Origin of the sequence: Mesorhizobium sp. ESP-6-2 (assembly GCF_020164675.1) — a bacterium.
Lineage (GTDB): Bacteria > Pseudomonadota > Alphaproteobacteria > Rhizobiales > Rhizobiaceae > Mesorhizobium.
Genome location: NZ_JAIUGT010000006.1, coordinates 1 through 26328, shown reverse-complemented (window position 1 = coordinate 26328; position 26328 = coordinate 1). Strand labels below are relative to the sequence as shown.

Genomic DNA, 26328 nt, shown 5'->3' with positions numbered 1-26328 from the left:
TCCCGCTTGAAGAAAAAGAAACGGAGGAGGCATGAGCGCCCCCTCCGTGGGACATGAACGATTATTGGCCGCGGCCGTATTTCTTGAAGGTCGCGTTCCAGTCGGCGGCCAGTGCGTCGAGCGTTTCCTTGGCGGTGCCTTCGCCGCCGATCATGTAGGGATAGACGCGCTGGTTGAGCTGCTGGAGCAGTTCGGCATATTCCGGCACAGCCCAGAAATCCTTCACCTTGAACATGGTCTCGTAGAAGGCCTTGTTGTAGGGCGTCGCATTCTGGAACTCTTCCGATTTGAGCACGGCTGCGCTGCAGGTGTAGCCGCCGAGTGCCGCCCACTTCTTCTGGGTCTCGTCCTTGATGAACCATTCCAGGAACTTCATCGCCTCGTCCTGCTTCTGCGAGTAGGAGACGACGGAGATGCCCTGGCCACCGAGTGCGGCGAACTGGTCGCCGTTCGGCCCGGGAGGATTGGCGAAGAAGCCGGTGTTCTTGGCGTTCGGGTTCGACGCCTCGTTGATTAGCGAGGGGAAGAACGCGAAGTAGTTCATGCTCATCGCGGCCAGGTTTTCGGTGATCGCCTGGTTGTCCTCGACGAAGAACGACTTGGCCCAGCCCGGAGGCGTGAACTTGTAGAGTTCCTTATAGGCGTCGAGCGCGGCGACAGCCTTGTCGGAGTTGATGAAACCGTCGACCTTGTAGGTCGAATAGTCACCCAGTTCGCCGCCATAGGAGAACAGCGCGTTCTCGAAGCCCATCGCCATAGCGTCATAGGAATTGTCGGTGTAGATGGCGATGCCGTATCTCTTCTGGTCCGGCCGGTGGAAGAATTCGGCGATATCGCGCAGCGCCTTGAAATCCTTCGGCACGTCGAGGTCGTAGCCGTATTTGGCCTTGAAGGCTTCCCTCTCCTTGGGATCCTCGAACCAGTCCTTGCGATAGGACCAGCCGACGGCGTCGCCTTCGAGCGGGATGGCCCAGTACTTGCCGCTGTTGCCAGGATATTCGGCGTAGTACTTCACCGTCGCCGGCGCCATCACCTCGCCGAGCTTGTGCTTGTTGAAGAATTCCGTGAGGTCGACATAGTGGCCACCGGTCGAGCCGGCGCCGAGCCATTGCGAGTCGCCGACGACCAGGTCGTAGGCGTCGCCATGGGCGTTGAACTCGGTGAAGGCCTTGGTCTGGAAGTCGGCCCAGGGCGTGGTTTCCACCGTGATCTTGACGCCGGTTTCCTTCTCGTACTCGTTGCCGAGTTCCTGGAGGTAGTTGGCCGGATCCCATTCCGCCCAGAAGATGGTGAGCGATTTGTCCTGGGCGTAGACGGATGTTCCGCAGGCGAGTGTCAAGCCGATACCAGCAAGCAAGCTGGTCACTATCTTGCGCATGATGTTTCCTCCCTTGTGCGCATTCTACCGTATCAAGCGAGCCGGCAAACGGGGCCGGCCCTGGTAGTTCCTCCCTTGGTCGCGCCTTCCGGTTTGGAGCCTCCTCGCCCGTCCGGAAATGGATCGCAGCCCTCACTTTCGATCCGCTTTTCTCCTTTGATCTGGTATTACCAATTTTGAAGCTCCGTCAAGCCCTTTCTTGAGCAATGGTGACAGCTCGAAGTCTCGAATTCCAGTCTTATCTGCCTGTTTTTCCTAAATTTTCCTACTCATTGATAGACATCGGCCTTGTTCATGCTTCAGCATTGCGGTTAATATCGGCAGCCGGCATGCAAATCTGGTAGAACCAGATACCTGCTATTTCGTGACCCTTGTTGGTTCGATCGCTTGTGCTTCGGACACTGAGTCCGCGATCGCCGCGCGCACCAGGGCGACCGCCGCCCACTGGGCAACGGACATCGTCCGGCGACCGTCCAGTCCCCAGATGTCCTTCAGCACGATAAGCACCTCGACGCCGAAGATCAGCGACAGCGCCTGCGCCAGCCGCTTGAGGTCGCGCGGCGGCAGCCGGCCCTTGAGCGGAGCGAGCGCGTCCTGAAGCAATTCGACGCGGTGGCCGCGCTTGAAGGCCGGTTCGCCGCCCAAAGTACCGGCCTGGCGCCGCGCCCACTGATCGAGCGACAGTTTCAATGCCGCCTTGAATGTCGCCTCGAAAGCCTCGATGCGAGGCATGGCCGTGTCGAAGAGCTCGGCAACGCGGCGCTCGGCATCGGCAGAAGTGGATTTCCAGGTGAGGATCGGCCCGAGCCCCTCGTCGACCACTGCCTGCACCAGTGCCGCCTGGCTCGGAAAATACCGATAGGCGGTGGCGCGGGACACCTGCGCCGCCTCGGCAACCTCGCTGACCGAAGGTGTTGCGCCTGCCTGCATCAGCCTCGTCGCCGTCTCCAGCATCAGCCGTTTCGTGCGCGCGCGTGGTCCACGTTCGGATCCCCCGGCGGTGTCGTCGCTTGTTGCGGCGTGTTGACGTGAGACATTCATGTCAATATGATACGCGCGTCTCAAAAAATTGCAATGACCTCCTCGTTTTCGGAATGGCTAGGTTGACGCTCTGTAGAGCACTGAGCCTTTGGGTGACTTGGACCGGCAGAGGGAGGCATCGATGAAGCGCATTTATGTGGTGGGCACCGCGGACACCAAGGGTGAGGAACTCGCCTTCCTGGCCGACGCGATCGCCGCCACGGGTGCCGCTGTCTGCCGGGTCGACGTCGGAACGCGCGGCGCGAGCGTGCCGGTCGACATTGCCGCTGAGGATGTGGCGGGCCACCATCCTGGCGGGCGAGACGCGGTGCTCGCCGGCAATGACCGCGGCGCGGCGGTCGCCGCCATGGGCATCGCCTTCGCTCGCTTTGCCCAATCGCGAAACGACATTGCCGCCATGATCGGCATCGGCGGCGGCGGCGGCACGTCGATCATCAGCGCAGGCATGCGCACGCTGCCGCTCGGCCTGCCCAAGATCATGGTTTCGACGCTCGCTTCCGGCGACACCGCGCCCTATGTCGACATCTCGGACATCATCATGATGCCATCGGTGACCGACATGGCCGGGCTAAACCAGCTCTCGCGTGTCGTTCTGCACAATGCGGCCCAGGCGATATCGGGCATGGCCGCCGGACCGCCGCCGCCGCCCGAGGGCAAGCCGTCGATCGGCCTCACCATGTTCGGGGTCACCACGCCGTGCGTGACGGCAATCGCAGATCAGCTCCGTTCGACCTATGACTGCATGGTGTTTCACGCCACCGGTACCGGCGGCCGCAGCATGGAGAAACTGGCCGACAGCGGCTTGCTGTCCGGCCTCATCGACATCACCACCACGGAGGTCTGCGATCTCCTGTTCGGCGGCGTGCTGCCGGCGACGGAGGATCGTTTCGGTGCCGTTGCCCGCACCGGCCTGCCTTATGTCGGCTCGGTCGGCGCGCTCGACATGGTCAATTTCTGGGCGCCTTCGACCGTTCCGGACCATTGTCGCGGGCGGCTGTTCTACGAGCACAACCCGAACGTCACGCTGATGCGCACGACGGCGCAGGAATGCCGCAAGATCGGCGAGTGGATCGGCACAAGGCTCGCCCGCTGCGAGGGGCCCGTGCATTTCCTTATCCCGGAGAAAGGCGTCTCCGCGCTCGACATCGAAGGCGGCGCCTTCTTCGACCCGCAAGCCGATGCCGCCCTGTTCGAAGCCATCGAGCGCACGATCAAGCCGAACGCGACGCGCCGGCTGACGCGCCTGCCGCTGCACATCAATGATCCCCGATTCGCCAAGGCCGCGGTCGCGGCTTTCCTCGAAATCGCCAGACAGTGAGATCCAAGACATGCCGGCAATACCGCGCAAGGACATATTGAAGAAATTCAGGGGAATGATCGACAAGGGCGTGCCGATCGTCGGCGGCGGCGCCGGCACCGGCCTGTCGGCCAAGGCCGAGGAGGCCGGCGGCATCGACCTCATCATCATCTACAATTCCGGTCGCTACCGCATGGCCGGTCGCGGTTCGGCCGCGGGCCTGCTCGCCTATGGCAATGCCAATGAGATCGTCAAGGAGATGGCCTACGAGGTGCTGCCGGTGGTCAGGAAGACGCCGGTGCTGGCCGGCGTCAACGGCACCGATCCGTTCGTCATCATGCCGCTGCTGCTCTCCGAACTGAAGACGATGGGTTTTTCCGGGGTGCAGAATTTCCCCACCATCGGCCTGTTCGACGGCAGCATGCGACAGAGCTTCGAGGAGACCGGCATGGGTTTTGGGCTTGAGGTCGACATGATCGCCGAAGCCCGCAAGCTCGATCTTCTCACCACGCCCTATGTCTTCAACCCGGACGAGGCGCGCGCCATGACCAGGGCCGGCGCCGATATCGTCGTGGCTCATATGGGGGTAACGACAGGGGGCTCCATCGGCGCCACCTCTGCCAAGTCGCTCGACGATTGCGTGGTCGCCATCGACGCGATCGCCGAAGCGGCCCGTTCGGTGCGCAAGGATGTCATCCTGCTTTGCCATGGTGGGCCGATCTCGATGCCGGACGACGCGCGCTACATCCTCGAACGCTGCAAGGGGCTGCACGGCTTCTATGGCGCGAGCTCGATGGAGCGATTGCCGGCGGAAGCGGCGATCGCCCGGCAGACCGCCGATTTCAAGGCCGTCACGCTTGGCGGCCTGAAGACGACCACGAAGAAAAAGAAGGGATCATGAGAATGACCGACAAGAGCAAGATGTTCGTGTATCCGAAGGATGTCAGCGCCTTCGGGTTCGACTGGGGAAAATTGTCGCTGACCGTCGCACCGGAAGTGAACGGCGCAACCCGTTTTTCCGGCGGCCTCGTCGACCTGCCCTCGGGCAAGGGCCATACCCGTCATAACCATCCCGGCGCGGAAGAAATCATCTTCGTCATCTCCGGTCATGGCGAGCAGATGGTCGAGGACGAGCAAGGCACTCCGGTTGTCGAGAAGGTCGGCCCTGGCTGCACCATCTACGTGCCCGAGAGCCGCTTCCACTCGACGCTCAACACCGGCGACGGGCCGATGCAGCTGTTCGTCGTCTATTCACCGGCAGGGCCGGAATTGGGATTGCGCGAACTGCCGGATTTCAGGTTGCTGCCGGCCGGGAATTCCCCTCGCTCGCGACTTTGAGGCGCCCTTCCGATATGCTATGTTCCAGCATGCCTCCTTGAGAGAGAATGATCGTGCGATGACGCGTTTCAGTCCCCAGGAATTCGTGGAAAAGCTCGCAACGGGCAGCCTGCCGGACGGCAACCCGGCCATGACGGTCGGCGGTATTGTCAAGGCCAACGACGCCGATCCGTCAACGCTTCTCTTTTCGACCGATTTGTCCTGCGAATCCTGGATACCCGTGCCGCTGAGCTTGATCCAGACGGTCGAGCAGGTACGGACGGTCAACTGCAAAGACCACAAGCATCCGCTGGTCAAGATCGCTTTTACACCGCCCTCGCCGGATCAACGTGACATCAATGCCCTGCTTATGATCATGGCCGGGCTTCAGAGCCAACTTTCCTGGTTCCATCGCAACGCCAAGTCCGGCAGTCCGTGGGCGTCAACGTTTGCATCCGATTGCGCCGTCGTCTCCGCATCCGAGGGGCTTACCATATGCTGCACCCAGACGATCGACGGAAGATTGGAAGTCGTCTGCACAGGAATGGTTTAATGCATGTCGCGCAAAAGTGATTTCTGTTTAGCGGCAACGACAAAGCACCGCGCATGAATTCGTTTCGACGCGACGCGCTTTAGAGACAATCGAGACCGGCACGCTCATTTGCAATGTGGCAGGTTACATGCCACCTCGGTTCCATCCCCGACCCCGATCCCCGAACATCACATAGCCGGTATCGGTAACCGCCACCGTATCCTCCAGCTTGATGAAGCCGCGCGTCGGGTGAAGCATGGTCGTCTCTACCGACAGCACCATGTTCCTCTCCAGCGGCTTGGCCGCGTAGGTGCCTTCATAGGTCACCGGATGGTTGGTCATCAGGAACGGCGCCTCATGCGTGATCAGGCCCATGCCGTGAGCGAAGAAATCCGTGTAGGGCGCGACCTTGGATTTTTTCAGCACGCCTTCGGCATGGGAAATCATGTCGCCGCCCAGCGTACCCGCCTTCACCTTCGAGAACGCCGCCTGCTGCACCGCCTCGACTTCGGCCAGCAGGTCCTCGAGCTCAGCGTCCGGTTCGCCCAGAATGCCCATCCGGCAGAGGTCGCCGATATAGCCATGATAATTGCCGCCGGAATCGATCGACAGCACTTCGCGCTTTTTCCACGCCTGCGACGAGGCGGCGCGGTTGTGGCTGGAGCCCAGCGTCAGCAGGCAATATTCGAAATGCGCGCCGCGATTGGTTTCCTCGCGCCGAAGCTGTTCGATCATCTCGCTCTTGGTCGTGCCTTCGCGCGCCCATTGGATGGTGGCCAGCATGGAATCGGTGATCAGCTCGGAAGCGATACGCAGTTTCTCCAGTTCGGCCTCGGTCTTGATGGCGCGCATGCGCTCCAGCATGTCGGTGGCATCGATCAGCCTGGCGTCGGGGAGCGCTTTGCGGATCAGGGCATAGGCGTCCGACGGCAGGAAACCTGGCTCGATGCCGATGCGAGCGTCGCCCTTGCCGATCTTGCGCACATGCTCGACGGCGAGATTGGCGGCATCGAGCGTGCCCCAGCAGGCGGCATGCAGCGTCGGCGTCCAGAACGGGTGGTTCTGGTGTTCGCCGCCCTCCATGCGGTTGCCGATATAGGCGGCGTGGTCCGGGCCGCCTTTTTCGTAGATCACGATAGGCAAATAGCGGCTGTGGCCGATCGCATCCATGGCGGCGAAGAAGATGAACTTGTAGCCGCCGAGCAGATATTGGGTGTTGTGCTTGGATGTCGCGAGCAGGACGTCGATATCAGCCTCTTCCATCAGGCTATCGACCCTGACGTGGTCGAATGGGATGTCGCCGACGGCGTTCTTGCCCGGGGCTATGTTCATTGTCTCTCTCCCTGAATTCCGGCGCCGGTCGGCTGGACTGTTGGCTGCCTGATCCCGATCTCCCGACTTCGGGGCCATATCTGCACCATTTTGGTGTATCTGGTCCAGCCAGAAACAGGTCGCCCAACTGAGTGGCCGTCGCTGATGCCGGTAATCTGGGACGCATCGCATCATCTGGTCTTACCAGACCAGGTCTACCGACCACTGTCCCGTAACTGGTCCAGCGAACAAAAATTTCAAAGCCACGCCACGATGCGCCAATTCCGTCTCTGGCGAAACCCTCGGCAAGGCCCATAATCAAATGTGCATGGAAACGCCCGAAGGGCCTCCGTGGAAGATATGAGATAGAGGGGTAATAGGGTGATGCCGGAGTTCAGGATTTCACGCCGCACGGTGCTTGCCGGCTCTGCCGTGCTTCTGGCCTCCACCGCGATGCCGACCCCGAGCTGGGCGCAGACGCCGAAGAAAGGTGGACGCCTGGTGCTCGCCGCAGATTCCGAGCCGCGCAACCTCAACCCGGCCATCGTCGCCTCCAACGGTGTCTTCTTCATCTCCAGCAAGATCGTCGAAACGCTGGCCGAAGCGTCCTTCGACGGCAAGGACGGGCTTGCACCACGCCTGGCGGTCAGTTGGGAAGGCGCCGCCGACGGGCTGTCGGCGACCTTCAAACTGCGCGAAGGGGTCAAATGGCATGACGGCAAGCCGTTCACCTCGGCCGACGTCGCCTTCTCGGCGCTGCAGATCTGGAAGCCGCTGCAGAATCTCGGCCGCACCGTGTTCAAGGATCTTGCCGCGGTCGATACACCTGACGAATTGACCGCCGTGTTCAAATTCGCCAAGCCGACGCCCTTCCAGCTGATCCGCAACGCTCTGCCGGCGCTGAGCAGCGTGGTGCCGAAGCACATTTACGAAGTCGGCAAGATCGAGGACAACCCGGCCAACAACGCGCCTATCGGCACCGGGCCGTTCAAGTTCGGCGAATACAAGGCCGGCCAGTACTACCGGCTGACGAAGAACACGGATTATTGGGGCAAGGACGAGCCCTATCTCGATGAGGTCATCTACCAGGTGCTGCCCGACCGCACTTCGGCGGCGAGCGCGCTGGAGGCCGGAGAGATCCAGCTAGCCGCCTTCTCCGCCGTGCCGCTGGCCGATCTTGACCGCATCTCGAAAGTGCCGGGCCTGAAAGTGATCACCAAGGGCTATGAGGGACTGACCTACCAGCTCGTCGTCGAGATCAACCATCGCCGCAAGGAGCTCGCCGACCTCAAGGTGCGCCAGGCCATCGCGCATGCCATCGACAAGGATTTCGTCGTCAAGACGGTGTTCCTCGGCTATGCCGCCACCGCCACCGGGCCGGTGCCGAAGAACGATCCGCAGTTCTATACCGCCGATGTGCCGACCTATGCCTTCGACGTCGCCAAGGCCAATGCGCTGCTCGAAGAGGCCGGGTACAAGAAGGGCGCCGACGGCAAGCGTTTTTCGCTGAAACTGTTGCCGGCGCCCTATTTCAACGAGACCAAGCAGTTCGGCGACTATCTGCGCCAGGCCCTCGCCGCCATCGGCGTCGACGCCGAGCTCGTCAACAACGATTCCGCCGCGCACATCAAGGCCGTCTACACCGACCACGCTTTCGACCTCGCCGTCGGCCCGCCGGTGTTCCGCGGCGACCCGGCGATCTCCACCACCATCCTGGTGCAGAGCGGCATTCCGGACGGCGTGCCGTTCTCCAATCAGGGCGGCTACAAGAACGATGCGCTCGATGCCCTCATCGCCAAGGCGTCCGAGACGCTCGATACATCGGCCCGCACCGACCTCTACAAGGAATTCCAGAAAGAGGTGGCCGCCGACCTGCCGCTGATCAATGTCGCCGAATGGAGCTTCATCAGCGTCGCCCGCGACACTGTCGGCAACATCGCCAACAATCCGCGCTGGGCGGTATCGAACTGGGCGGACACCTATCTGGAATCGTGACAGTATTTCGCGGATGAACGTTCGCGAAATCATCGTAGGCGTTGAGTTCTACGAGGCCCCCCTCTGTCCGGCAGGACAGAGGGGGGCGCTCAAGCGCGACATTTTGTTCAGTCGTCTCACCACCTCTTCGACGCCGCCATGAACCGCGCCCTCACGCTCCTCCGTCGCCGCCTCGTCGGTAGCGTCTTCGTGCTTTTGATCGTCGTCGTCGGCACGTTCCTGTTGCTCGAAGCCGCCCCGGGCGACGCGGTCGATGCCTATATCGTCTCGACCGGCGGCGATGCCGGCATGATCGAGCTGTTGCGCCATCGCTGGGGCCTCGACCAGTCGGAGTTGACGCGGCTCGCCAACTATCTCTGGGCGCTGCTGCATCTCGATCTCGGCCAGTCCGTCACCTTTTCGCGGCCGATCCGCGACGTGATCCTCGAGCGCCTACCGACCACGCTATGGTTGATGGGCAGCGCCACCGCGCTTTCCTTCGGCCTCGGCTCGGCGCTGGGCATCTATGCTGGCGCCAGGCCGGGCAGTTTTCGCGACCGTTTTCTCTCCATCGGTTCGCTGGCATTCTATGCCGTGCCGGGCTTCTGGCTCGGCCTGGTGCTGATCGTCGTCTTCGCGGTCGACCTGCGCTGGCTGCCAATCGGCGGCATCGAGACCATCGCGTCCGGCAAGGCCGGTCTCGACCGCGCAGCCGACATCGCCATCCATCTCGTCCTGCCGGTCTGCGCCCTCGGCTTCATCTACCTGGCGCTCTATTTGCGGATGATGCGCGCCGGCATGGCCGAGGTCTGGCGGCAGGATTTTGTGCTGGCCGCCCGCGCCAGGGGCTTGTCGCGCCCCCGCATCGTGCTTGCCCATGTCGCCCGCAACGCGCTGCTGCCATTGGTCACGATGCTCGGCCTGCAGTCGGCGCAGATGCTGGGCGGCAGCGTCGTCATCGAGAGTGTCTTTGCCGTGCCCGGTCTCGGCCGGCTGGCGCAGGAAGCAGTGGCCGCGCGCGACACGCCCTTGCTGCTCGGCATCATTCTCGTCAGCGCCGTCCTGGTCATCGTCATCAATCTTCTCGTCGATATCGCCTATGCCTTTCTCGACCCGCGCGTCGGTGCCAGCGAGGTCGGCACATGAGCACGCTTCGCCGCTTTCTGCGCACGCCGGAGGCGGTCGCCGGCGCCATCCTCCTGGCGGCATTGTGCGCCATGGCCCTGTCGGCGCCGCTGCTGTTTCCGGGCGACCCGCAAGCCATCGCCGGCCCGGCGCTGCTGCCGCCCTTCCAGGACTGGTCGCTGCCGCTCGGCACGGACCGCCTCGGCCGTGACGTGCTGGCCGAGCTTTTCCATGGTGCTCGCACGTCGCTGGCCGTCGGCGTGGCGGCCGCCGCTGCCGCTCTTGCGATTGGCGCGGTGGTTGGCACGCTGGCCGGCTTTGCCGGCGGCCTGACCGACGAGGTGCTGATGCGCGTCACCGATGCCTTCCAGACCGTGCCGGGCTTTCTGCTGGCGCTAGCCTTCGTCAGCGTGGTCGGCCCTTCGCTCGGCGTCGTCGTGGCGGCAATAGCGCTCGGCACCTGGACAGGGCCCGCGCGCGTCGCCCGCGCGGAAGTGCTGTCGATCCGTGAGCGCGACTACGTCGCCGGCGCGCGCGTCATCGGCATGCATCCGCTGGAAATCGCCTTTCGCGAGGTACTGCCCAATGCCTTGCCGCCGGTGCTGGCGCTGTCCTCGGTGATCGTGGCAGCGGCGATCCTCACCGAGGCGGCTTTGTCCTTCCTCGGCCTTGGCGACCCCAATCGGGTCACCTGGGGCGGCATGATAGCAGAGGGCCGCGCGGTGCTGCGCACCGCGCCCTTCCTGTCGATCGTACCCGGCATAGCACTGGTTCTGACGGTGCTCGGTGTTTACCTCGCCGGCGAAGGCATCGTCGAGACCACGGCGGTCAGAAGAGGCCTGTCGTGACCGCGCTGGCTTCGATCCGCCACCTCGCGGTGACCTATCGCCGCGACGACAGCGAGGTGGTGGCGCTGAGAGACATCAGCCTCGACATCATGGCTGGCGAGCGGCTGGCCGTGATCGGTGAAAGCGGCTCGGGCAAAAGCACGCTGGCTTTGGCGAGTGCGGGATTGTTGCCGGCGAGCGCCAGGATTGACGGACGTATCGAGTGGGTTTTGCGACCGTCGAGGTTGGGTGCCAAGGCGCCCCTCATAGAACGCAGCGTTCAAAAGACCACTTCCAAACCAGGCCCCACACCCCTCCTCGGCCGCGATATCGGCTTCATCTTTCAGGACCCGTCCGCCAGCCTCGATCCTGTCATGACTGTCGGCAAACAAATCGCCGAAGTCTCCCGCACCCACCTCGGTCTCACATGGCCTCTGGCATACGCCAAAGCGAAGGACCTGCTCGAACGCGTCCGCCTGCCCGACCCGGACTCCGCCCTGCGCGCCTATCCGCATCAGCTGTCCGGTGGCCAGAAGCAGCGTGTGGCGATTGCAGCCGCGATCGCAGCCGGTCCGAGACTTTTGATCGCCGACGAGGCGACCAGCGCGCTCGACACCATCGTGCAGGCCGAGATCGTCGCACTGATCCGGCGGCTGGCGACAGAAGACGGCATGACGCTGCTGTTCATCAGTCACGACATTGCGCTGGCCGCAGAGCTGGCGGACCGCATTGCCGTGTTCCGGCATGGCGAATTGATCGAACTTGGCGCCACGCAACAGATCGTCGGTGCGCCAACTGAAGCCTACACGCGCGCGCTGCTCGACGCCCATATCGGCCTCGACGCCGAACCGCTGCACCCCGGTATGATCGCATGAGCGCCCCGGTGCTGGCGGTTTCCAACCTTACCAGGCATTACCGCCGTGGCGGCAAGACGGTTACCGCGGTCGACGACGTTTCTTTCGAAATCAGGCCCGGCGAGACGCTGGCGCTGGCCGGCCCCTCCGGCAGCGGCAAGTCGACGATCGCGCGGCTGGTGTTGCGGCTGATTGAGCCGGATGCCGGCCGGATCGAGTTCGAAGGCCATGATTTCCTGGCTCTGGGCGGCGCCGGCTTGCGTGCGCGTCGCGCTCGATTGCAGATGGTGTTCCAGGATCCGCTTGCCGCGTTCAACCCGCGCGCCACGGTGGCGCGCGTGCTTGACGATCCCTTGCGCATCCACGGCGTCGCCTCCCGTTCCGAGCGCCCGCGCCGCATCGCCGCCCTGCTGGAGCGCGTCGGCCTTACGGCGGAGCTTGCCTCGCGCGCCATCCACGAAATCTCGGGCGGCCAGCGGCAGCGGGTGGCGATTGCCCGCGCCATAGCCACGAAACCCTCGCTGATCGTGCTCGACGAAGCGGTGTCGGCGCTTGATGTCTCGGTGCGCGGACAGATCCTTGATCTTTTGCTCGACCTGCAACGCCAGGAACGGATCGCCTATCTCTTTATTTCGCATGATCTCGGCGTCGTCAGGGCCGTCGCCCACCGCGTCATCCTTCTCGACGGCGGGCGGATTGCCGAGAGCGGCGATGCCCGCGCCGTCATCGATGCGCCGCGATCGGCTATCGGCAAGGCGCTCGTGGCGGCCACACCAAAGCTCAGAAGAACCACGCAGGAAGCATCATGACCGACCCCGAAGCCAGAGCCGAGAAACTGTCGCGCGAACTCGATTCCGCATTCCGCAACCGGGCCGACCTCTATCGCCTGTTCCTGGATGAGTTGACCGCTGAGCTGGGCGCCGAAAGAGCCGAGGCGATAATGACCCGGACCATCGAGCAGCGCGGCAAGGAAGTGGCCGCAGCCGCCTTCGCCGCATTCGGTCCCAGCGACGCGCGTTCGATAGGCGAAGCTTTCCTGTCGGTCAGCCCGGATGACGGCCGGATGTATCCGACGGATGTCGAACGCGGGCCCGACCGCATCGCTTTCAAGGTGAAACGCTGCCCTCTCAAGGATGCCTGGGTCGACGCTGGCGTCGGCGAGGAAAAACTCGCCACGCTCTGCCGCATCGCCGGCGCCTTCGACCGTGGCCTGTTCGAGGCGACCGGCGTGCGTTTCGACAATGTCACCTGGACGCCCGGCCACGGCAGCGGCTGCTGCCATATCACGCTGACCAACCGCGATGCCGGATAGCAATTGACGGCCTTAGCCGCCGACCATCAGCTTGACGACCTCGTCATGGTTGGTCTCGGAGATCTTGCGCTCGCCGGCCTGGATCCCGCGCCGCAGCACGACGATGCGATCGGAAACGGCGAAGATGTCCTGCAGATTATGCGAGATGAAGATCACGCCGCGCCCTTGCGCCTTGAGCTGGTGGATGAGCGAAATAACCTTGCGCTGCTCCGGCACGCCGAGCGCGGCCGTCGGTTCATCCATGATCAGGATTTGCGCATCCCAGTAGACGGCGCGGCCGATGGCCACGGCCTGCCGCTGGCCGCCGGAGAAATTGCTGACCGGCGCGTTCAGTCGGCTGACGTGGAAGTCCAGCCGCTTCATCGTCTCCCTGGCGGCCTCGGCCATCGCCTTGCGGTCGAGCACCGGCAGGAAGCCAAACGCCTTGCGCATGGGCTCACGGCCGAGAAAGATGTTGGCGCCGATCGACAGATTATCGGCCAGCGCGAGGTCCTGGTAGATCGTCTCAATGCCCTTTTCGCGCGCCTCCTGCGGCGTGGCGAAAGCCACCGGCTGCCCCCTGAGCAGGATTTCTCCGCCCGTCGGCTGGAACACGCCCGAGATCGCCTTGATCAGCGTCGTCTTGCCGGCGCCATTGTCGCCGGCAAGCGCCACCACTTCGCCCGGCCGCACGGCCATGGAGAAATCATTGAGCGCCCGCACGGCACCGAAATGCTTGGAAAGGTTCCGGACTTCGAGGAGAGGCTCGGTGCTATTCATCCTGACGGGCTCCACTGAACCGGCGCTGCGCCTGGTCGATGAGAACGGAAATGATAATGACGACGCCGACGGCGATGAACTGCCAGAACGGCTCGACATTGACGAACACGAGCCCGTACTGAATGACCGCGATCACCAGCGCGCCGGCGACGGTGCCGAAGATGGTGCCGGAGCCGCCGAACAGGCTGGCGCCGCCGATCACCACCGCCGCGACGCTGTCGAGCAGCAGCGGTTCGCCGGCCTGCGCGGCACCGGCGGTGAAGCGCGCCGCATAGAGCGCGCCGCCAAGCCCGGCGCACATTGCCGACAGCACATAGAGCCGCAGGATGTGGCCCCTGATGTCGATGCCGGCGCGGCGCGCGGCCTGGACATTGGCGCCAATGGCGTAATTGTGCTGGCCGAACCGGGTCTGGCTGAGCAGATAGTGCATCACGACGACGAAGACAGCGGCGATCATAACCAGATAGGGCACGCCATAGAACTTGCCGTTGCCGAGCAGTGCGAACCAGGAATTCTGTACCGGCACCGTCGTGCCGCCGGCAAGCAGGAAGGCGACACCGCGGGCGACGCCGAACATGCCGAGCGTGCCGATGAAGGGCGGGACCCTGAGCCGCGAGATCAGCAAGCCGTTGATGACGCCGGGCACGCCGGCCACGATCACCGCGGCAAGGATGCCGGCAAGCATGGCCAACGGCAACGGAATGGCGGCGCCCGCCATGTTGGTGGCATGCGCGGCGATGACCGCCGCAAGGCCCATGATGAAGCCGAGCGACAGGTCGATGCCGCCTGAAATGATGACGAAGGTCTGCCCGGTCGCCAAAAGCAGCGGCGCCACGGCGAAGATCGCGATGGATTGCAGATTGAACGGATTGAGCACGAAAGTGGCGCCGAAGGCGCTTCGCGACCAGATTTCGAAACAGATGATCAGGCCGGCGAGAAACAGCCAGGCGCGCCCCTCGGCGATGCGTGCGATCCAGCTCCTGGCCGGATCGCCGTGGTCGGCCTGGGGGGCGACATGCTTCTCGGCTGGCTGTGCTGGTGATGTCGAGGTCATGAGTACTCCGCGGCGCGGCTGCTTCAAACAGGTCCCGCCTCTGGCGGGGACCGGCACGGGCTCCTCCCGGCGGACCGGGAAGAGCCAAGCTGGTCCGGACTTACTCGGAGTAGAGATACTTCGAGATGTTCGGATCGGCGATGTTGGACTTGTCCATGATCGTGAAGCCGGTGCCGATCGTGACCGGGATGGACTGGCCGGTCAGATGGGCATAGGCCGAGACGACGCCGAAATAGCCGATCTCCGCGGGATGCTGGGCGATCGCCACATCCACAAGACCGGTGTTGATGTTGTCGACGATGCTGGTCGGAGCATCGAAGGCAACCACTTTGACGGTGCCCGTCTGCCCTGCCTGCTTGACGCCATTGGCGGCGCCCAGCGCCGAGAACAGATTGGCGCCGAACACGCCCACGAGGTCGGGGTTGCGCGCGAACACCGCCTGCAGCTGCGAGGCCGCCTTGTTGGCATCGTCATCATTGAACTGGGTCTCGAGAACGGTGATGCCGGGATGGTTGGCCATCTCCTTCTTGAAGCCCTCCTCGCGCTGGTCGGTGGTCGAGATGCCGGGCTTGACGTTGGAGACATAGACCTTGCCCTTGTCGCCGACGGCCTTGGCAAGCGCCCGCGCCGCGATCTCGCCGCCCAGCACATTGTCCGAGGCGATGTAGGCCAGCGGGAAATCGGCGTCACCCGCGCCGGTCTGATAGGCGCCGGTGCCGATGAACGTATCCACGGTGATGACCGGAATGCCTGCGTCATTGGCCTTGCGCAGCGGCTCGACCAACTGGACCTTGTCGGTCGGCGCGATCAGGATCGCGTCCGGCTTCTTGGCGATGACCGCGTCAAGCACCGGCACCTGGGTGACCGGATTGAACTCAGGAGCGCCCTGGAAGACCAGGTTCACGCCAAGCGCGTCGGCTGCGGCCTGGGCGCCCTTGCGCATGGTGATGTAGAAACCGTCGGTGGTCAGGCCCGGAACGAGCGCGATGGTGTATTTCTTGTCTTGAGCCTGCGCGGGCGCGATAAGCACCGTCGCGCTGACGGCAAGAGCCGCGAGCGCGGCAACGATCTTCTTCATGACATCCTCCTCATTGTGTTGGCAGATCTGCCGTTGCAAGTGACATCGAATGGCCGTCATCCGCTTGGGACAAGACGGCCGGAAACGCCTGTTTGCCTTTCGCGGGCAGCTCCTCCCAAGCGCCCTCCAGTCGATATGTCAGCCGGTCTGGCCGACCGGTACGATAGCCGTGGTCACTTCCTCGCCCTCCGCGAGGTCAGAGAACCACAGCACCCGGCATGCATCGCACGCCAAGGTCCACAAACTTGTAACACTTTGCAGAAATAAATTGCAACTCGGTTTTTCCGGGTAGCAGCGCCGGATCTTCACGCAACATCTGACCGCTCCACAAAGGCCCGGCGAACTATTGCCTCGACTTCTCGGCGGCACAACCGATTTCGTAAAATCGCTCTTGCGAACTGGTAAGGCGGCGACGTCACGTTGGGCGATCGGCATTATCGCGGCGGCAGGGCAGCGAGGATGGCTTGCGCCGTCTTCGTATCCGTTATCACGGCGTTGATCAGCCGGGCGCGAGCGGCGCCGATGATGGCCGTCGCCTTTTCCGGCGACGCCGCGACACCGATCACCAGCGGTACGGCGCTGAGCTGCGCCGGCGACATGGCAATCATCCGGCCCTCTCCTTCCCAGGCGATCAGCGCGCCATCGGCATCGAAATAATGCCGAAGGACATCGCCAGCCGCATGGACCAGCGCCTGCTCGCTCGGCGTGGCTGCGCTCGCCTCGGGTGCATTGATGGCATGCGGCAGGCCGATGCCGACGATCGCGACATCGGTCCTGTCCCACAGCGCGACGGCATCGCTGATGGCGGCATCACCAAGGAAGACCTGACGCAATTCGCTGGAAGGCAGGTAGGGCGCATGAATGAAGTGCGGCGTGCCGCCGAACTCCTCGGCGGCGAGGCGGACGAATTCGTTGACCTGAAAATGCGCCGCGTGCTGCTGCATGCCGCCGGTGGCGGCAACGGTCAGCACGCCCGGAATGCGAGGCAGGCCGGCGCGGATTACCTCGCGTACAGCGCGTCCCCAGCCGATGGCGATCACGGAGCCGGCCCCCAATCGCGCCTGCTTGAGCAGACCGCCGAGCGGACCGGCCAGCGCCGTCAGTGCGCCTGCGGCCGGCGTCTCGACCACTGCCGCGTCACGGAGGCCCAGCCTGTCGATCAGTTGCCCGGTGATCTCTTCCGGTGCCGCCAGATCGAGAACCTCGATACGGACTATCCCTTCCGCCCGCGCCCGCTGCAAGAGGCGCGAAATGGTCGCGGTGGAGACGCCAAGCTGCCGCGCGATGTCGACCTGCGACATCTCCGCCTCGTAATGCAGTTTGGCGACCGTGTGCAGCATCGTGCGCGATGCGGTCGCGTCCTGAATGGGAGGGACAGCCAGCTTGCAATTCCTTTCAGCAACGTGTTACACACATACGCCGATAAGAGTTATCGCGCAAATCCGGCGAACTCGCAACTTGAGGCCGTTCCTGCCCAGGCGCCGGCAAGGTGTGCTTTTCCGGGCAATCGACGGCGCATCCAGACGGCAATTCTCCCCTGCCGGCAGGCGGGCAAACTGAACATTCTTGTTTTCACGGGATCCGCGCCCTCGGCCAGAGAGCGCCAACATCGGACAGAGACCATGACAAAGATGACCACCGCGGAGCTGCGCGGCTATCAGCAGATATGCGGCAAGGACGGGGCCATGGTGGCCATCGCCTGCGACCAGCGCGGCGGCATGCGCACCTTGCTGGCGTCGGATCTGGCCGAACAGGCCAGGATCACCAACGACATGCTCGGCGACACCAAGGCCGACATCACGCGCTACCTTGCAAGTGCTGCGTCCTGCGTGCTGCTCGACCCGCTTTGCGCGGTGCCGCGGGTCGTCGAGGAAGGCGTGCTGAATCGCGATACCGCGCTGCTTATCGGCCTCGACGCCTCGGGCTTCGACGTCTCGCCTGAAGGCTATCGCCTGTCGCGCCTTGTCCCCGGCATCGATGCGCGCCGCGTGCGCGAGCTGGGCGGCACGGGCGGCAAGATCATGGTGTATCTACGGGCCGACAAGCCCGACGCGAATGAGCACAACATCGCCATCCTGCGTCAATGCATCGCCGATTTCGGGCAGGAAGACTTGCTGCTCGTCGTCGAATTCCTGACTTATCAGCTCGAAAGCGAAAGCCCGCAAGATTATGCGGCGAAGACCCCGTGGCTCGTCGAGGAAGGCACAAGGATCTCGCTGGAGTGCGGGGCAAAGGTTCTGAAGCTTCCCTATCCCGGAACGGCGGAAGCCTGCGCCAACATCACGAGAATGGCTGGCGAGGTGCCATGGGCGGTGCTTTCGGCCGGCGTCGACCACGCCACCTTCCTAGGCCAGGTCGAGATTGCCATGCAGAACGGCGCCTCCGGCGTCATCGCCGGCCGCTCGCTGTGGAAGGACTGCATCTCGCTCGATCGTGACATTCAACGCGAAAGGCTTAAGACCATCGCGGTGCCGCGATTGCGTGAGATCCAGTCGGTAATCGGGCATCACCGGCGCAAGGCCGCCGCCTGATATCCGCGTTGGATCACCGGCACGTGCAGGACGTCATGCCTCTCAGCATAGGGATAGATATAGGCGGCACCAATCTGCGGGCCGCGCGCATTTCCGGCACCGGTGAAATCCTCGAACGCCTGTCCGAAAAGAGCGCGCCAGATCCGCAGCTTGTGCTCTCGCGGATCGCCGGGATGGTGCGCCGGCTCGATACATCTGAGGTTTCAGCCATCGGCATCGGTGTTCCCGGTCGCGTCGACGCGCATCGCCGCGCGGTCCTGTCCGGCGGCTACGTCAATCTGGCCTCCGTCTCGCTGGCGCAGTGCCTGGAGGACATGGCCGGCAAGCCCGTCGTCATCGACAATGACTGCAACATGGCACTGGTCGCCGAGATGGCGCTCGGCGCCGGCCGGGGTCACGACGACATCGCCATGTTCACCATCGGCACCGGCATTGGCGGCGCCGTCGCTCAAGATCGGCGGATCTTGCGTGGCCGGGCAACGGCCGGGCAGCTCGGCCACATCACCGTCGACGTCAATGGCGAGATATGCGCCTGCGGCCGGCGCGGCTGTGTCGAGACCACCAGTTCGGGCACCGCGCTCGGCCGTCATATTGCGCGGGCCGGCTTGCGTCCCGATCTTTCGGTCGACCAGCTCTTTGCCCGCGACGCCGCCGGAGACATCCAGGCGCGCGCTATACTGGAAGCCTGGGCAACGCCCTTGCGTGCCGCCATCGATACCAGCGTCGCCCTGTTCGACCCCGATCTCGTCCTGCTCGGCGGCGGTCTTGGCCGGGCGGCACACAAGGCGCTCGGCCGCGCGCCGGCCCTGGCGCCGTGGTATCAATGCCCGGTCGAGCCGGCGCAGCTCGGCGACGAGGCCGGCGTGATCGGCGCGGGATTGCAGGCGCTGGCCGGAACAGACACGGCGACCGCGCCGATTTTAGGCCGGTCTTTTGTCCAAACCGGCGGCGCCAGGCGCGCCGTGCTGGTCAACGGCATCCCGGCCAGCGGCAAGAGCACGGTCTCGCGCGGCTTAGCCGACTGCATGGGATGGCCGTTGCTTGCGCTCGATACGATCAAGAATCCGTTTCTCGAAGCGCTCGGCGGCGGCGACCGCGCCTTCAACCGCACGCTCGGCCGCGCCAGCTATCAGGCGATCTGGTCAGTCGTCGGCGAAGCCCCAGCGGGCTCCACATTCATTGTCGACGCCTGGTTCGGTTTCCAGCCGCGCGAGCTGCTTGAGGATCATCTCCGGAATGCCGGTGTCGAACAGACTTTCGAAATCTGGTGCCACGCGCCGGGCGAGGTTTTGGCCGAACGCTATGGCGCCCGGCTCGGCCAGCGTCTCCCGGGTCATCCCGGCGCTGCCTATATTCCTGAACTGATCGAACTCGCTGGGCGCGCCGAACCGCTGCGGCGCGGCCCGCTCTTCGACGTAGACACGACGAAACCGATCGACTTCGATGCCATTACGGCATGGCTGCGAGCGATGATGACGGGCGACGTTTAGAACGTTGGTGGACAAGAAGCAGCGGGCTCGCCAACTCGAAAGCCGTTTCGCTTTCGAGCTGGCCAGGCCTGCCTAGTCAATAACCGACGGTGAAGCGCTGCGGGCGCGACCGTGGTCGCTGGGGCGCCCACCGACAGGTGGCGAACAGATCCTCAATTCGTTCGCACGGTGCGGCCGCTGGGCGCGGTACTCACAGGCGAGATCATATTCGGCACCAGAATGTCATTGCGGCGCGCGAAGGCGATCAAGGTCGCCCGCACGGTTTCCGCATCGATCTCGCCGGCAATACCGGCTTTGCAAGCGTTGAGGGCGACGGCATGGGCGCCGTTCCGGCTGGCAACGGGCCAGTCCTGCAACACGGCATATGCTTCCATCGCAGTCTCGATCGTCACCGGAAGCCCCATTCCGACCAAGATCGTCACGGGTTCTTCAAAGCGCATCTGTGCCATGATTTAAACCTCCATTCGACGGCAAACGAACCGAAGCATGTCGGGCAGCCTGGTGCGCGAAGACAGGTCGGCGCGGATAGGGCGGATGCGCCGGTGTCGTCGGATTTCCGGCAGCCGCGAGCCTGATCTCGGCTGGCTCGACCGGGCTGGGCTTGAGCACTGGCGAGCCCCGGCCGGGCGCCGGTAGCGCCCTATGCGCCTTGGCGAGCGCCTCGAGCCAGGCAAGGACGGAAAGCGGCGGAAGCGCCCGCCCATCGAGCCAGGCGGCGACCTGGCTTTGCGGGCAACCAAGCTCGTCGACGAGGTCTGCCGCTTTCCACCTCAACGTTTTCAGGCATTCACGCAATTGGCCCACGATCATGTCGGTCCTCTTCCCAACCGGACATCGGTCCATCGTTCGCTGTGGTGCTCCGATGATCGCGTCCTCCATCCCTGGTTGAGCCGCCGGAGCCTTCCGAGGCTGCCGACACATGCTGCGCGGCCAGGAACATCAGCGCCGACGACGCCGTACGGCGGCTCCAGCCTGCGGACTCGGCCATGTCGAGAACGCGCATCAACAATGGCCCCAGCACGCTCCTGCATTCTGCCTCGTAGGCGAGAAATTCGTTTGCCGGATGCGTGGGCGCCGAAACGGAACCGATGCCGGTCATAGTGGTCTCTCTCCAAACTTTCCCCGGGAAGCGCCCGCTCCCACTGGTGGGAGCGGGCGGCCTCCCAGCGTCCTAGAAGTCCATGCCCGCGCCGGCGGGCATGGCAGGGGTCGCGGCCTCCTTCTTTGGCTTCTCGGCCACCATCGCCTCTGTGGTGACCAGCAGGCCAGCAACGGAAGCGGCATCCTGAAGCGCGGTGCGCACGACTTTTGCCGGATCGATGACGCCTTGGCCGTAGAGATCGCCGAACTCGTTGGTCTGGGCGTTCCAGCCCCAGCCGAACTCGCTCTTCTCACGCAGCTTGCCGACGATGATCGAGCCCTCGGCGCCGGCGTTCTCCGCGATCTGGCGCACCGGGGTCTCGATCGCACGCCGCACGATCTCGACACCGGTCCTCTGGTCGGCATTGTCCATCGGCAAGGCATCGAGCGCCTTGGCAGCCCGGAGCAGCGCGACGCCGCCGCCGGGGAGTACGCCTTCCTCGACCGCCGCACGGGTCGCATGCAGCGCGTCGTCGACACGGTCCTTGCGCTCCTTCACCTCGACTTCCGTCGAACCGCCGACACGGATGACGGCCACACCACCGGCGAGCTTCGCCAGCCGCTCCTGCAGTTTCTCGCGGTCGTAGTCGGAGGTGGTCTCCTCGATCTGCGCTTTGATCTGGGCGATGCGGCCCTGGATCTCTTCCTTGCGGCCAACGCCGTCGACGATGGTGGTGTTTTCTTTTTCGATCACCACTTTCTTGGCGCGGCCCAGCATCTGCAGCGTGACATTTTCGAGCTTGATGCCGAGATCCTCGCTGATCGCCGTGCCGCCGGTGAGGATGGCGATATCCTCCAGCATCGCCTTGCGGCGATCGCCGAAGCCAGGCGCCTTGACGGCCGCAACCTTCAGGCCGCCGCGCAATTTGTTCACGACCAGCGTGGCGAGCGCCTCGCCCTCGACGTCCTCGGCGATGATCAGCAGCGGCTTGCCCGACTGCACGACTGCCTCGAGGACGGGGAGCATGGCTTGCAGGTTGGACAGTTTCTTCTCGTGGATCAGCACATAGGGCTCTTCGAGCTCGACGCGCATCTTGTCCTGGTTGGTGATGAAGTACGGGCTGAGATAGCCGCGGTCGAACTGCATGCCTTCGACCACCTCCAGTTCGGTCTCGGCGGTCTTGGCCTCCTCCACCGTGATGACACCTTCATTGCCGACCTTCTCCATCGCCTCGGCGAGGAACCGGCCGATCTCGGGATCGCCATTAGCCGAGATCGTGCCGACCTGGGCGATCTCATCGTTTTTCGTCACCTTGCGGGCGTTGGCCTTCAGTTCGGCGACGACCGCTTCAACGGCCTTGTCAATGCCGCGTTTCAAATCCATCGGGTTCATGCCCGATGCCACGGCCTTGGCGCCTTCCTTGACGATGGCTTGGGCAAGAACAGTCGCGGTCGTGGTGCCGTCGCCGGCGATGTCGTTGGTTTTCGAAGCGACTTCGCGCACCATCTGCGCGCCCATGTTCTCGAACTTGTCTTCCAGTTCGATCTCCTTGGCCACCGTCACACCATCCTTGGTGATGCGCGGCGCGCCGAAGGATTTGTCGATAACGACGTTGCGGCCTTTGGGACCGAGCGTCACCTTCACCGCATTGGCCAGAATGTCGACGCCGCGCAGCATCTTCTCGCGGGCTTCGGTATGGAATTTCACTTCCTTGGCAGCCATTGGATCACTCCTTCAATTAGGCAGCTTTCGTTGACTGGTAACTTGGCAAGAAGCCGTCAGGCGGCCTTCTTCACGGTCGCGGTCTGCTCGATCACGCCCATCACATCGCTTTCCTTCATGATGATCAGGTCTTGGCCGCCGAGCTTGATCTCGGTGCCGGACCATTTGCCGAACAGAATGCGGTCACCCACCTTGACGTCGAGCGGCTGTAGCTGCCCGGCTTCGTTGCGGGCGCCGGGGCCGGCGGCGATCACCTCGCCTTCCTGCGGCTTTTCCTTGGCTGTGTCGGGAATGATAATGCCGCCAGCCGTCTTTTCCTCGGCTTCAATGCGGCGGACCAGGATACGGTCGTGCAATGGGCGGAACGTCATGTCGTTCTCCTTCAAGGACAAACAGTTTTTGAGGTTCCTCCGCGCCGGACCGGCAATATCGGCCCGGCACGAGGTGCCGCGACCCTTGTTCAGGCATCGCGCGCGCATATCGAGCTAGTTTTGGAATTTTCCGGTTTCAAGAGGTTCGCGCAAAAATTTTGGCACTCGTCGCATGAGAGTGACAACGCGTTGTTATCATGCAGGAATTCTCGCCATGTCGACGATTTCACCGCTTGAATTTTGGCAAAGAGCCAACAAGATTATCCTGGCCGGCGCTGCCGAAGCACAGCCGGAAACTGGATGCTATCGAGGAGTTTTTGCAGACGGAGGACAATCGATGGACCGACAGAAATTTTCGCCGATCATGCCTTCCCTGACTGATACGCCCGACACCTCGCTTGACCGGCTGCTTTCGCCGGCGAGGCACTTCAAACATCCTGACGAGGTATTGGAAAACGACGCGCTCGACCTCTGGGAAAAGCGGGCGATCCTGTCGTCTTGGGCCTCGGATGCCTGCGCGGTGGAGTCGATGCCGGAACTGCGCCTGCCGCCGGGAGTCGCGCGGCCGGTTTCCTTCGACCGTATCATGGAGGCCTTGTGCAAGCTCGACATCGACGTGTCGGCGCCGCGGTCCACGCCGGACGAATTCCGGCACGACTTCGCCAGGATGAATGCATAGGTCGTAAGCGAAAGGAGAAACATATGGTGACTGCGGTCAGCAGAGAATTCCGCCTGCAGATGGATGGCTACGGCCTGACCACGGCCGAGATTCACTATCGTATGCCTGACTACCCCAACCTGCTGCAGCTCTATGTCTGGCAGGAATACGACCTCGCTCCCGATTTCCCGGAGCTGAAGGGCTTCCTTGGCTATTGGGAAAGCGAACTGGACGGCGCGCTGCATTCCGTGCGCGTCGCACATCATCGTCTAATCACACCGTCGGAATGGCGCGCCGTTGACGCATCGTTGTCATCCATTGAGCGGAGCGCATTGAGCGGATCAAAAAACCTGAAGCGCGTCGCCTGCAACGCGGCGCGCTCAAAGGCCCGATTGAGCATACCTAAAGTCAGAGCTTCCCAGCAGGATGAGTGGTGGAATTCATGTCATCCTGCTCTGACAGCCATCGGCCGGGCCGCCCTTGACATCGTCGCGGAACGGAATTGCTGGGGCGAAGCGGAGCGGCCCCTCGTCAGACCGGCTCGCTTGGCCGCCTTCAAGAAAGCCTTGTAGGCAGCACGCCCGCTGCGCCAGCCATCCAGCGCATCACGGCATGCACGACCTGCGGCGCGCCAGCTTGGTCCGCGCGCCCATTTCGGCCATTGTTGATCCAGGCATTCCAGAGCCTCGAAGCTGCTGGCGACCTTGCGTGGGGCATCCGATAATTCGAGGGTAATCGGCTGAGGAAACCGAATATCGTTCATCACCTCCTCCGTCTTTTGACGTCTTTTTGCGAGTAAGCAATCGGATGGCGTCACCGGCGACCGTCCATCCGTGATCGAGATGGTCAGCCGTTCAGGCCGCGTCAAGGGCCGCCGGAATTTCGACGAGACGTTCGATCAGGCCTCTTGACGCCACGCCCGTCAGTTCCCAGATCGATTCCGCCGGCGCCGGAAGGGCTGGCAGGTCAAGGAGTGCCGCATCCTTGGCACTCCTCGTACCCATGTTGCTCAGCGAAGGAGGATGTGGCTATGAGAACCGCTTTCGACTTTTCACCACTCTATCGGTCGAGCATAGGCTTCGACCGTATTTTCGACCTGCTGGAGAATGCCAGCCGCACGGCGAACGTCGACAACTGGCCGCCCTACGACATCTCCAGGACCGGTGACGACGCCTACCGCATCACCATGGCGGTGGCCGGCTTCAGTCAAGACGAATTGAGCATCGTGCATGAGCCCAACATGCTCGTCATCGCCGGCGAGCGTGCCGGAGAGGACAATGGCGAATACCTGCATCGCGGCATCGCCGGACGACCGTTTGAGCGACGCTTCGAACTTGCCGACCATGTGAAGGTGACCGGCGCCGGCCTCGTCAACGGTCTCCTGAGCGTCGATCTCCAGCGTGAGATTCCCGAAGAGATGAAACCGCGCAAGATCGAGATCGGCACCAGCATGGCCAGAGCCAAGGAAAAATCCGCGGCAAAGCCCGTGCAAGTGGAAAAACAGGCCGCGTGAGGCAATTCGGGTCAAGGCTTCCACCCCCGGACGCCGGTCGTCCGGTGGGTGGAGACGCAAGCAAAGAGGAGAAAGACAATGAGCGTACGTGATCTCATTCCTTTTGGCCGGGAACGAGGCCAGGTGCCCAGCCTTTTGCGCGATGGCGAACGTGATCCGTTCATGTCGTTGCACCGCGAGGTGAACCGTCTTTTCGACGATGTTTTCCGCGGTTTCGGCTCCGGTCTGCCGTCCTTGTCTTCCGTTGCCGCGGACGGCGGACGCTGGCCAAGCGTCGAGATCTCCGACACTGGAAAGGAGGTCCGTGTCACGGCCGAAGTGCCCGGCATGGAGGAAAAAGACATCGAGGTCCTGCTCGATGACGACGTGCTGACTCTGAAGGGCGAAAAGCGGTCCGAGACCGAGGACAAGGAGCGCCAGTTCTCCGAGCGCTATTACGGCCGTTTCGAGCGCCGCATTCCGCTCGGCGTCGAGGTAGAGCAAGACAATGTCGAAGCGCGCTTCAGGAACGGCGTCCTGACGGTTACATTGCCGAAGACCGCGAAAGCGCAAGCGCAGGCAAAGCGGATCGAGATCAAGAGTTGAACCACCTATGCCGGCGGTGGGACAAACCCACCCGCCGGTTCAGGTCGAGATGGCAGTGTTGACGGCTTACACGGCGGACGCGATTGCTTTGCCGGCTGGATTATCTTCGGCGAAAGGTCTGTCTTTTGTGCGGTGGCCCGGTTTGCCTGGCTCCGTGACGCTTTGGCTTGGCTTGTATGGTTCTGGCGGGCGGATTGTGTTTGGTGTTGCGGGATTTGGTTTTGTCCCGGGGCTTCGGTTTGGGTTTTTGCTGGGCTCTGAGGAGGGTTCTCAAATCAGCCGGGGACGATCAGCCGGATACAAGAACAGCCCGGGGTGAGCCGGGCTGTTTTGATTTGGTTGCGGGGACAGGATTTGAACCTGTGACCTTCAGGTTATGAGCCTGACGAGCTACCGGGCTGCTCCACCCCGCGTCACCTTGGCGGTAGGCCGAGGCCTACAAATAGGTAGATGGCTCACCAAATGAAAGGGCCGCTTTCGCGGCCCGTGATCCCTTGGCGGGCCTGTTCGTGAAGAGA

The 26328-nt window shown here is 63.3% G+C and carries 27 protein-coding genes, 1 tRNA gene and 1 pseudogene; 16 read left to right on the top strand and 13 right to left on the bottom strand.

Annotated elements, in window-relative coordinates; genetic code table 11:
* Positions 1–61 precede the first annotated feature (61 nt).
* The gene (locus LB532_RS17080; RefSeq protein WP_140640407.1) at positions 62–1378 is read right to left on the bottom strand and encodes an ABC transporter substrate-binding protein; all 1317 of its coding nucleotides are present in this window, start codon (positions 1376–1378) and stop codon (positions 62–64) included.
* A gap of 357 nt (positions 1379–1735) precedes the next feature.
* The gene (locus LB532_RS17075) at positions 1736–2419 is read right to left on the bottom strand and encodes a TetR/AcrR family transcriptional regulator (RefSeq protein WP_140640405.1); all 684 of its coding nucleotides are present in this window, start codon (positions 2417–2419) and stop codon (positions 1736–1738) included.
* Positions 2420–2540: 121 nt separating this feature from the next.
* Here LB532_RS17075 and LB532_RS17070 point away from each other — a divergent pair, with 121 nt between their 5' ends.
* The 4 genes from LB532_RS17070 to LB532_RS17055 are packed head-to-tail and all read left to right on the top strand — an operon-like array spanning position 2541 to position 5586.
* Positions 2541–3737 carry a Tm-1-like ATP-binding domain-containing protein gene (locus LB532_RS17070; RefSeq protein ID WP_140640403.1) on the top strand — a complete coding sequence of 399 codons (1197 nt, stop codon included), beginning with the start codon at positions 2541–2543 and terminating at the stop codon, positions 3735–3737.
* 10 nt (positions 3738–3747) lie between these two features.
* A complete protein-coding gene (locus LB532_RS17065; protein WP_140500416.1) occupies positions 3748–4617 on the top strand; it encodes a phosphoenolpyruvate hydrolase family protein in 870 nt (289 codons plus the stop codon).
* A 2-nt stretch (positions 4618–4619) separates the two neighbouring features.
* On the top strand, positions 4620–5054 hold the full coding sequence (locus LB532_RS17060; protein ID WP_140640401.1) for a cupin domain-containing protein: 435 nt from the start codon (positions 4620–4622) through the stop codon (positions 5052–5054).
* Between the two features lie 58 nt (positions 5055–5112).
* A complete protein-coding gene (locus LB532_RS17055) occupies positions 5113–5586 on the top strand; it encodes a hypothetical protein (protein WP_140500419.1) in 474 nt (157 codons plus the stop codon).
* A 123-nt stretch (positions 5587–5709) separates the two neighbouring features.
* Here the strand turns inward: LB532_RS17055 and LB532_RS17050 are convergent, their stop codons facing one another.
* Positions 5710–6897, bottom strand: a complete 1188-nt coding sequence (locus tag LB532_RS17050; protein WP_140640399.1) for a M24 family metallopeptidase — start codon at positions 6895–6897, stop codon at positions 5710–5712.
* 363 nt (positions 6898–7260) lie between these two features.
* Here LB532_RS17050 and LB532_RS17045 point away from each other — a divergent pair, with 363 nt between their 5' ends.
* The 6 genes from LB532_RS17045 to LB532_RS17020 all read left to right on the top strand — a co-directional run bounded on the left by LB532_RS17045 (position 7261) and on the right by LB532_RS17020 (position 12968).
* Entirely contained in the window at positions 7261–8871 is a 1611-nt protein-coding gene (locus LB532_RS17045) for an ABC transporter substrate-binding protein (RefSeq protein WP_140640397.1), read from the top strand.
* 138 nt (positions 8872–9009) lie between these two features.
* Positions 9010–9996 carry an ABC transporter permease gene (locus tag LB532_RS17040; protein WP_140640395.1) on the top strand — a complete coding sequence of 329 codons (987 nt, stop codon included), beginning with the start codon at positions 9010–9012 and terminating at the stop codon, positions 9994–9996.
* Entirely contained in the window at positions 9993–10823 is an 831-nt protein-coding gene (locus tag LB532_RS17035; protein ID WP_140640393.1) for an ABC transporter permease, read from the top strand. Before LB532_RS17040 ends, LB532_RS17035 begins: the two co-directional genes overlap by 4 nt.
* The gene (locus LB532_RS17030; protein WP_140640391.1) at positions 10820–11677 is read left to right on the top strand and encodes an ABC transporter ATP-binding protein; all 858 of its coding nucleotides are present in this window, start codon (positions 10820–10822) and stop codon (positions 11675–11677) included. Before LB532_RS17035 ends, LB532_RS17030 begins: the two co-directional genes overlap by 4 nt.
* Positions 11674–12465 (top strand): ATP-binding cassette domain-containing protein, encoded by a 792-nt coding sequence (locus LB532_RS17025; protein WP_140640389.1) that lies wholly within the window; start codon positions 11674–11676, stop codon positions 12463–12465. Before LB532_RS17030 ends, LB532_RS17025 begins: the two co-directional genes overlap by 4 nt.
* Positions 12462–12968 (top strand): L-2-amino-thiazoline-4-carboxylic acid hydrolase, encoded by a 507-nt coding sequence (locus LB532_RS17020; RefSeq protein ID WP_140640387.1) that lies wholly within the window; start codon positions 12462–12464, stop codon positions 12966–12968. Before LB532_RS17025 ends, LB532_RS17020 begins: the two co-directional genes overlap by 4 nt.
* 12 nt (positions 12969–12980) lie before the next feature.
* Here LB532_RS17020 and LB532_RS17015 read toward each other — a convergent pair whose 3' ends face one another.
* From LB532_RS17015 to LB532_RS17000, 4 genes are all read right to left on the bottom strand, one after another.
* The gene (locus tag LB532_RS17015) at positions 12981–13727 is read right to left on the bottom strand and encodes an ATP-binding cassette domain-containing protein (RefSeq protein WP_140640385.1); all 747 of its coding nucleotides are present in this window, start codon (positions 13725–13727) and stop codon (positions 12981–12983) included.
* A complete protein-coding gene (locus LB532_RS17010) occupies positions 13720–14781 on the bottom strand; it encodes an ABC transporter permease subunit (protein ID WP_140640383.1) in 1062 nt (353 codons plus the stop codon). Before LB532_RS17010 ends, LB532_RS17015 begins: the two co-directional genes overlap by 8 nt.
* 100 nt (positions 14782–14881) lie before the next feature.
* Positions 14882–15859: an ABC transporter substrate-binding protein gene (locus LB532_RS17005; RefSeq protein WP_140500438.1), complete on the bottom strand. Its 978-nt coding sequence runs from the start codon at positions 15857–15859 to the stop codon at positions 14882–14884.
* A 434-nt stretch (positions 15860–16293) separates the two neighbouring features.
* The gene (locus tag LB532_RS17000; protein WP_140640381.1) at positions 16294–17199 is read right to left on the bottom strand and encodes a sugar-binding transcriptional regulator; all 906 of its coding nucleotides are present in this window, start codon (positions 17197–17199) and stop codon (positions 16294–16296) included.
* A gap of 282 nt (positions 17200–17481) precedes the next feature.
* Between LB532_RS17000 and LB532_RS16995 the strand changes: the two genes are divergently transcribed.
* Positions 17482–18390, top strand: a complete 909-nt coding sequence (locus LB532_RS16995) for a tagatose-bisphosphate aldolase (protein WP_140640379.1) — start codon at positions 17482–17484, stop codon at positions 18388–18390.
* A 35-nt stretch (positions 18391–18425) separates the two neighbouring features.
* Entirely contained in the window at positions 18426–19880 is a 1455-nt protein-coding gene (locus tag LB532_RS16990) for an ROK family protein (RefSeq protein ID WP_140640377.1), read from the top strand.
* Positions 19881–20032: 152 nt separating this feature from the next.
* On the opposite strand, the gene LB532_RS16985 is transcribed toward LB532_RS16990, so the two are convergent.
* The 4 genes from LB532_RS16985 to LB532_RS16970 form a co-directional block, all read right to left on the bottom strand.
* A complete protein-coding gene (locus LB532_RS16985; RefSeq protein ID WP_140640375.1) occupies positions 20033–20329 on the bottom strand; it encodes a DUF982 domain-containing protein in 297 nt (98 codons plus the stop codon).
* A gap of 338 nt (positions 20330–20667) precedes the next feature.
* Positions 20668–20979: a hypothetical protein gene (locus LB532_RS16980; RefSeq protein WP_224556996.1), complete on the bottom strand. Its 312-nt coding sequence runs from the start codon at positions 20977–20979 to the stop codon at positions 20668–20670.
* A 72-nt stretch (positions 20980–21051) separates the two neighbouring features.
* Entirely contained in the window at positions 21052–22683 is a 1632-nt protein-coding gene (gene groL, locus LB532_RS16975; protein WP_140640373.1) for a chaperonin GroEL, read from the bottom strand.
* Between the two features lie 56 nt (positions 22684–22739).
* Positions 22740–23054, bottom strand: a complete 315-nt coding sequence (locus LB532_RS16970; RefSeq protein ID WP_140513826.1) for a co-chaperone GroES — start codon at positions 23052–23054, stop codon at positions 22740–22742.
* A gap of 337 nt (positions 23055–23391) precedes the next feature.
* Here LB532_RS16970 and LB532_RS16965 point away from each other — a divergent pair, with 337 nt between their 5' ends.
* The gene (locus LB532_RS16965; protein ID WP_140640372.1) at positions 23392–23733 is read left to right on the top strand and encodes a hypothetical protein; all 342 of its coding nucleotides are present in this window, start codon (positions 23392–23394) and stop codon (positions 23731–23733) included.
* Between the two features lie 23 nt (positions 23734–23756).
* A pseudogene (locus LB532_RS16960) lies at positions 23757–24014 on the top strand (usg protein); the annotation flags it as partial.
* A 143-nt stretch (positions 24015–24157) separates the two neighbouring features.
* On the opposite strand, the gene LB532_RS16955 reads toward LB532_RS16960, so the two are convergent.
* Positions 24158–24475 carry a DUF982 domain-containing protein gene (locus LB532_RS16955; protein ID WP_140640370.1) on the bottom strand — a complete coding sequence of 106 codons (318 nt, stop codon included), beginning with the start codon at positions 24473–24475 and terminating at the stop codon, positions 24158–24160.
* Positions 24476–24742: 267 nt separating this feature from the next.
* Between LB532_RS16955 and LB532_RS16950 the strand changes: the two genes are divergently transcribed.
* Together LB532_RS16950 and LB532_RS16945 are read left to right on the top strand one after the other, a co-directional pair.
* A complete protein-coding gene (locus LB532_RS16950; RefSeq protein WP_140640368.1) occupies positions 24743–25225 on the top strand; it encodes an Hsp20 family protein in 483 nt (160 codons plus the stop codon).
* Between the two features lie 78 nt (positions 25226–25303).
* Entirely contained in the window at positions 25304–25810 is a 507-nt protein-coding gene (locus tag LB532_RS16945) for an Hsp20/alpha crystallin family protein (RefSeq protein ID WP_140640366.1), read from the top strand.
* A gap of 336 nt (positions 25811–26146) precedes the next feature.
* Here LB532_RS16945 and LB532_RS16940 read toward each other — a convergent pair.
* Positions 26147–26223: transfer RNA gene (locus LB532_RS16940), tRNA-Met, on the bottom strand.
* Between the last annotated feature and the right edge of the window lie 105 nt (positions 26224–26328).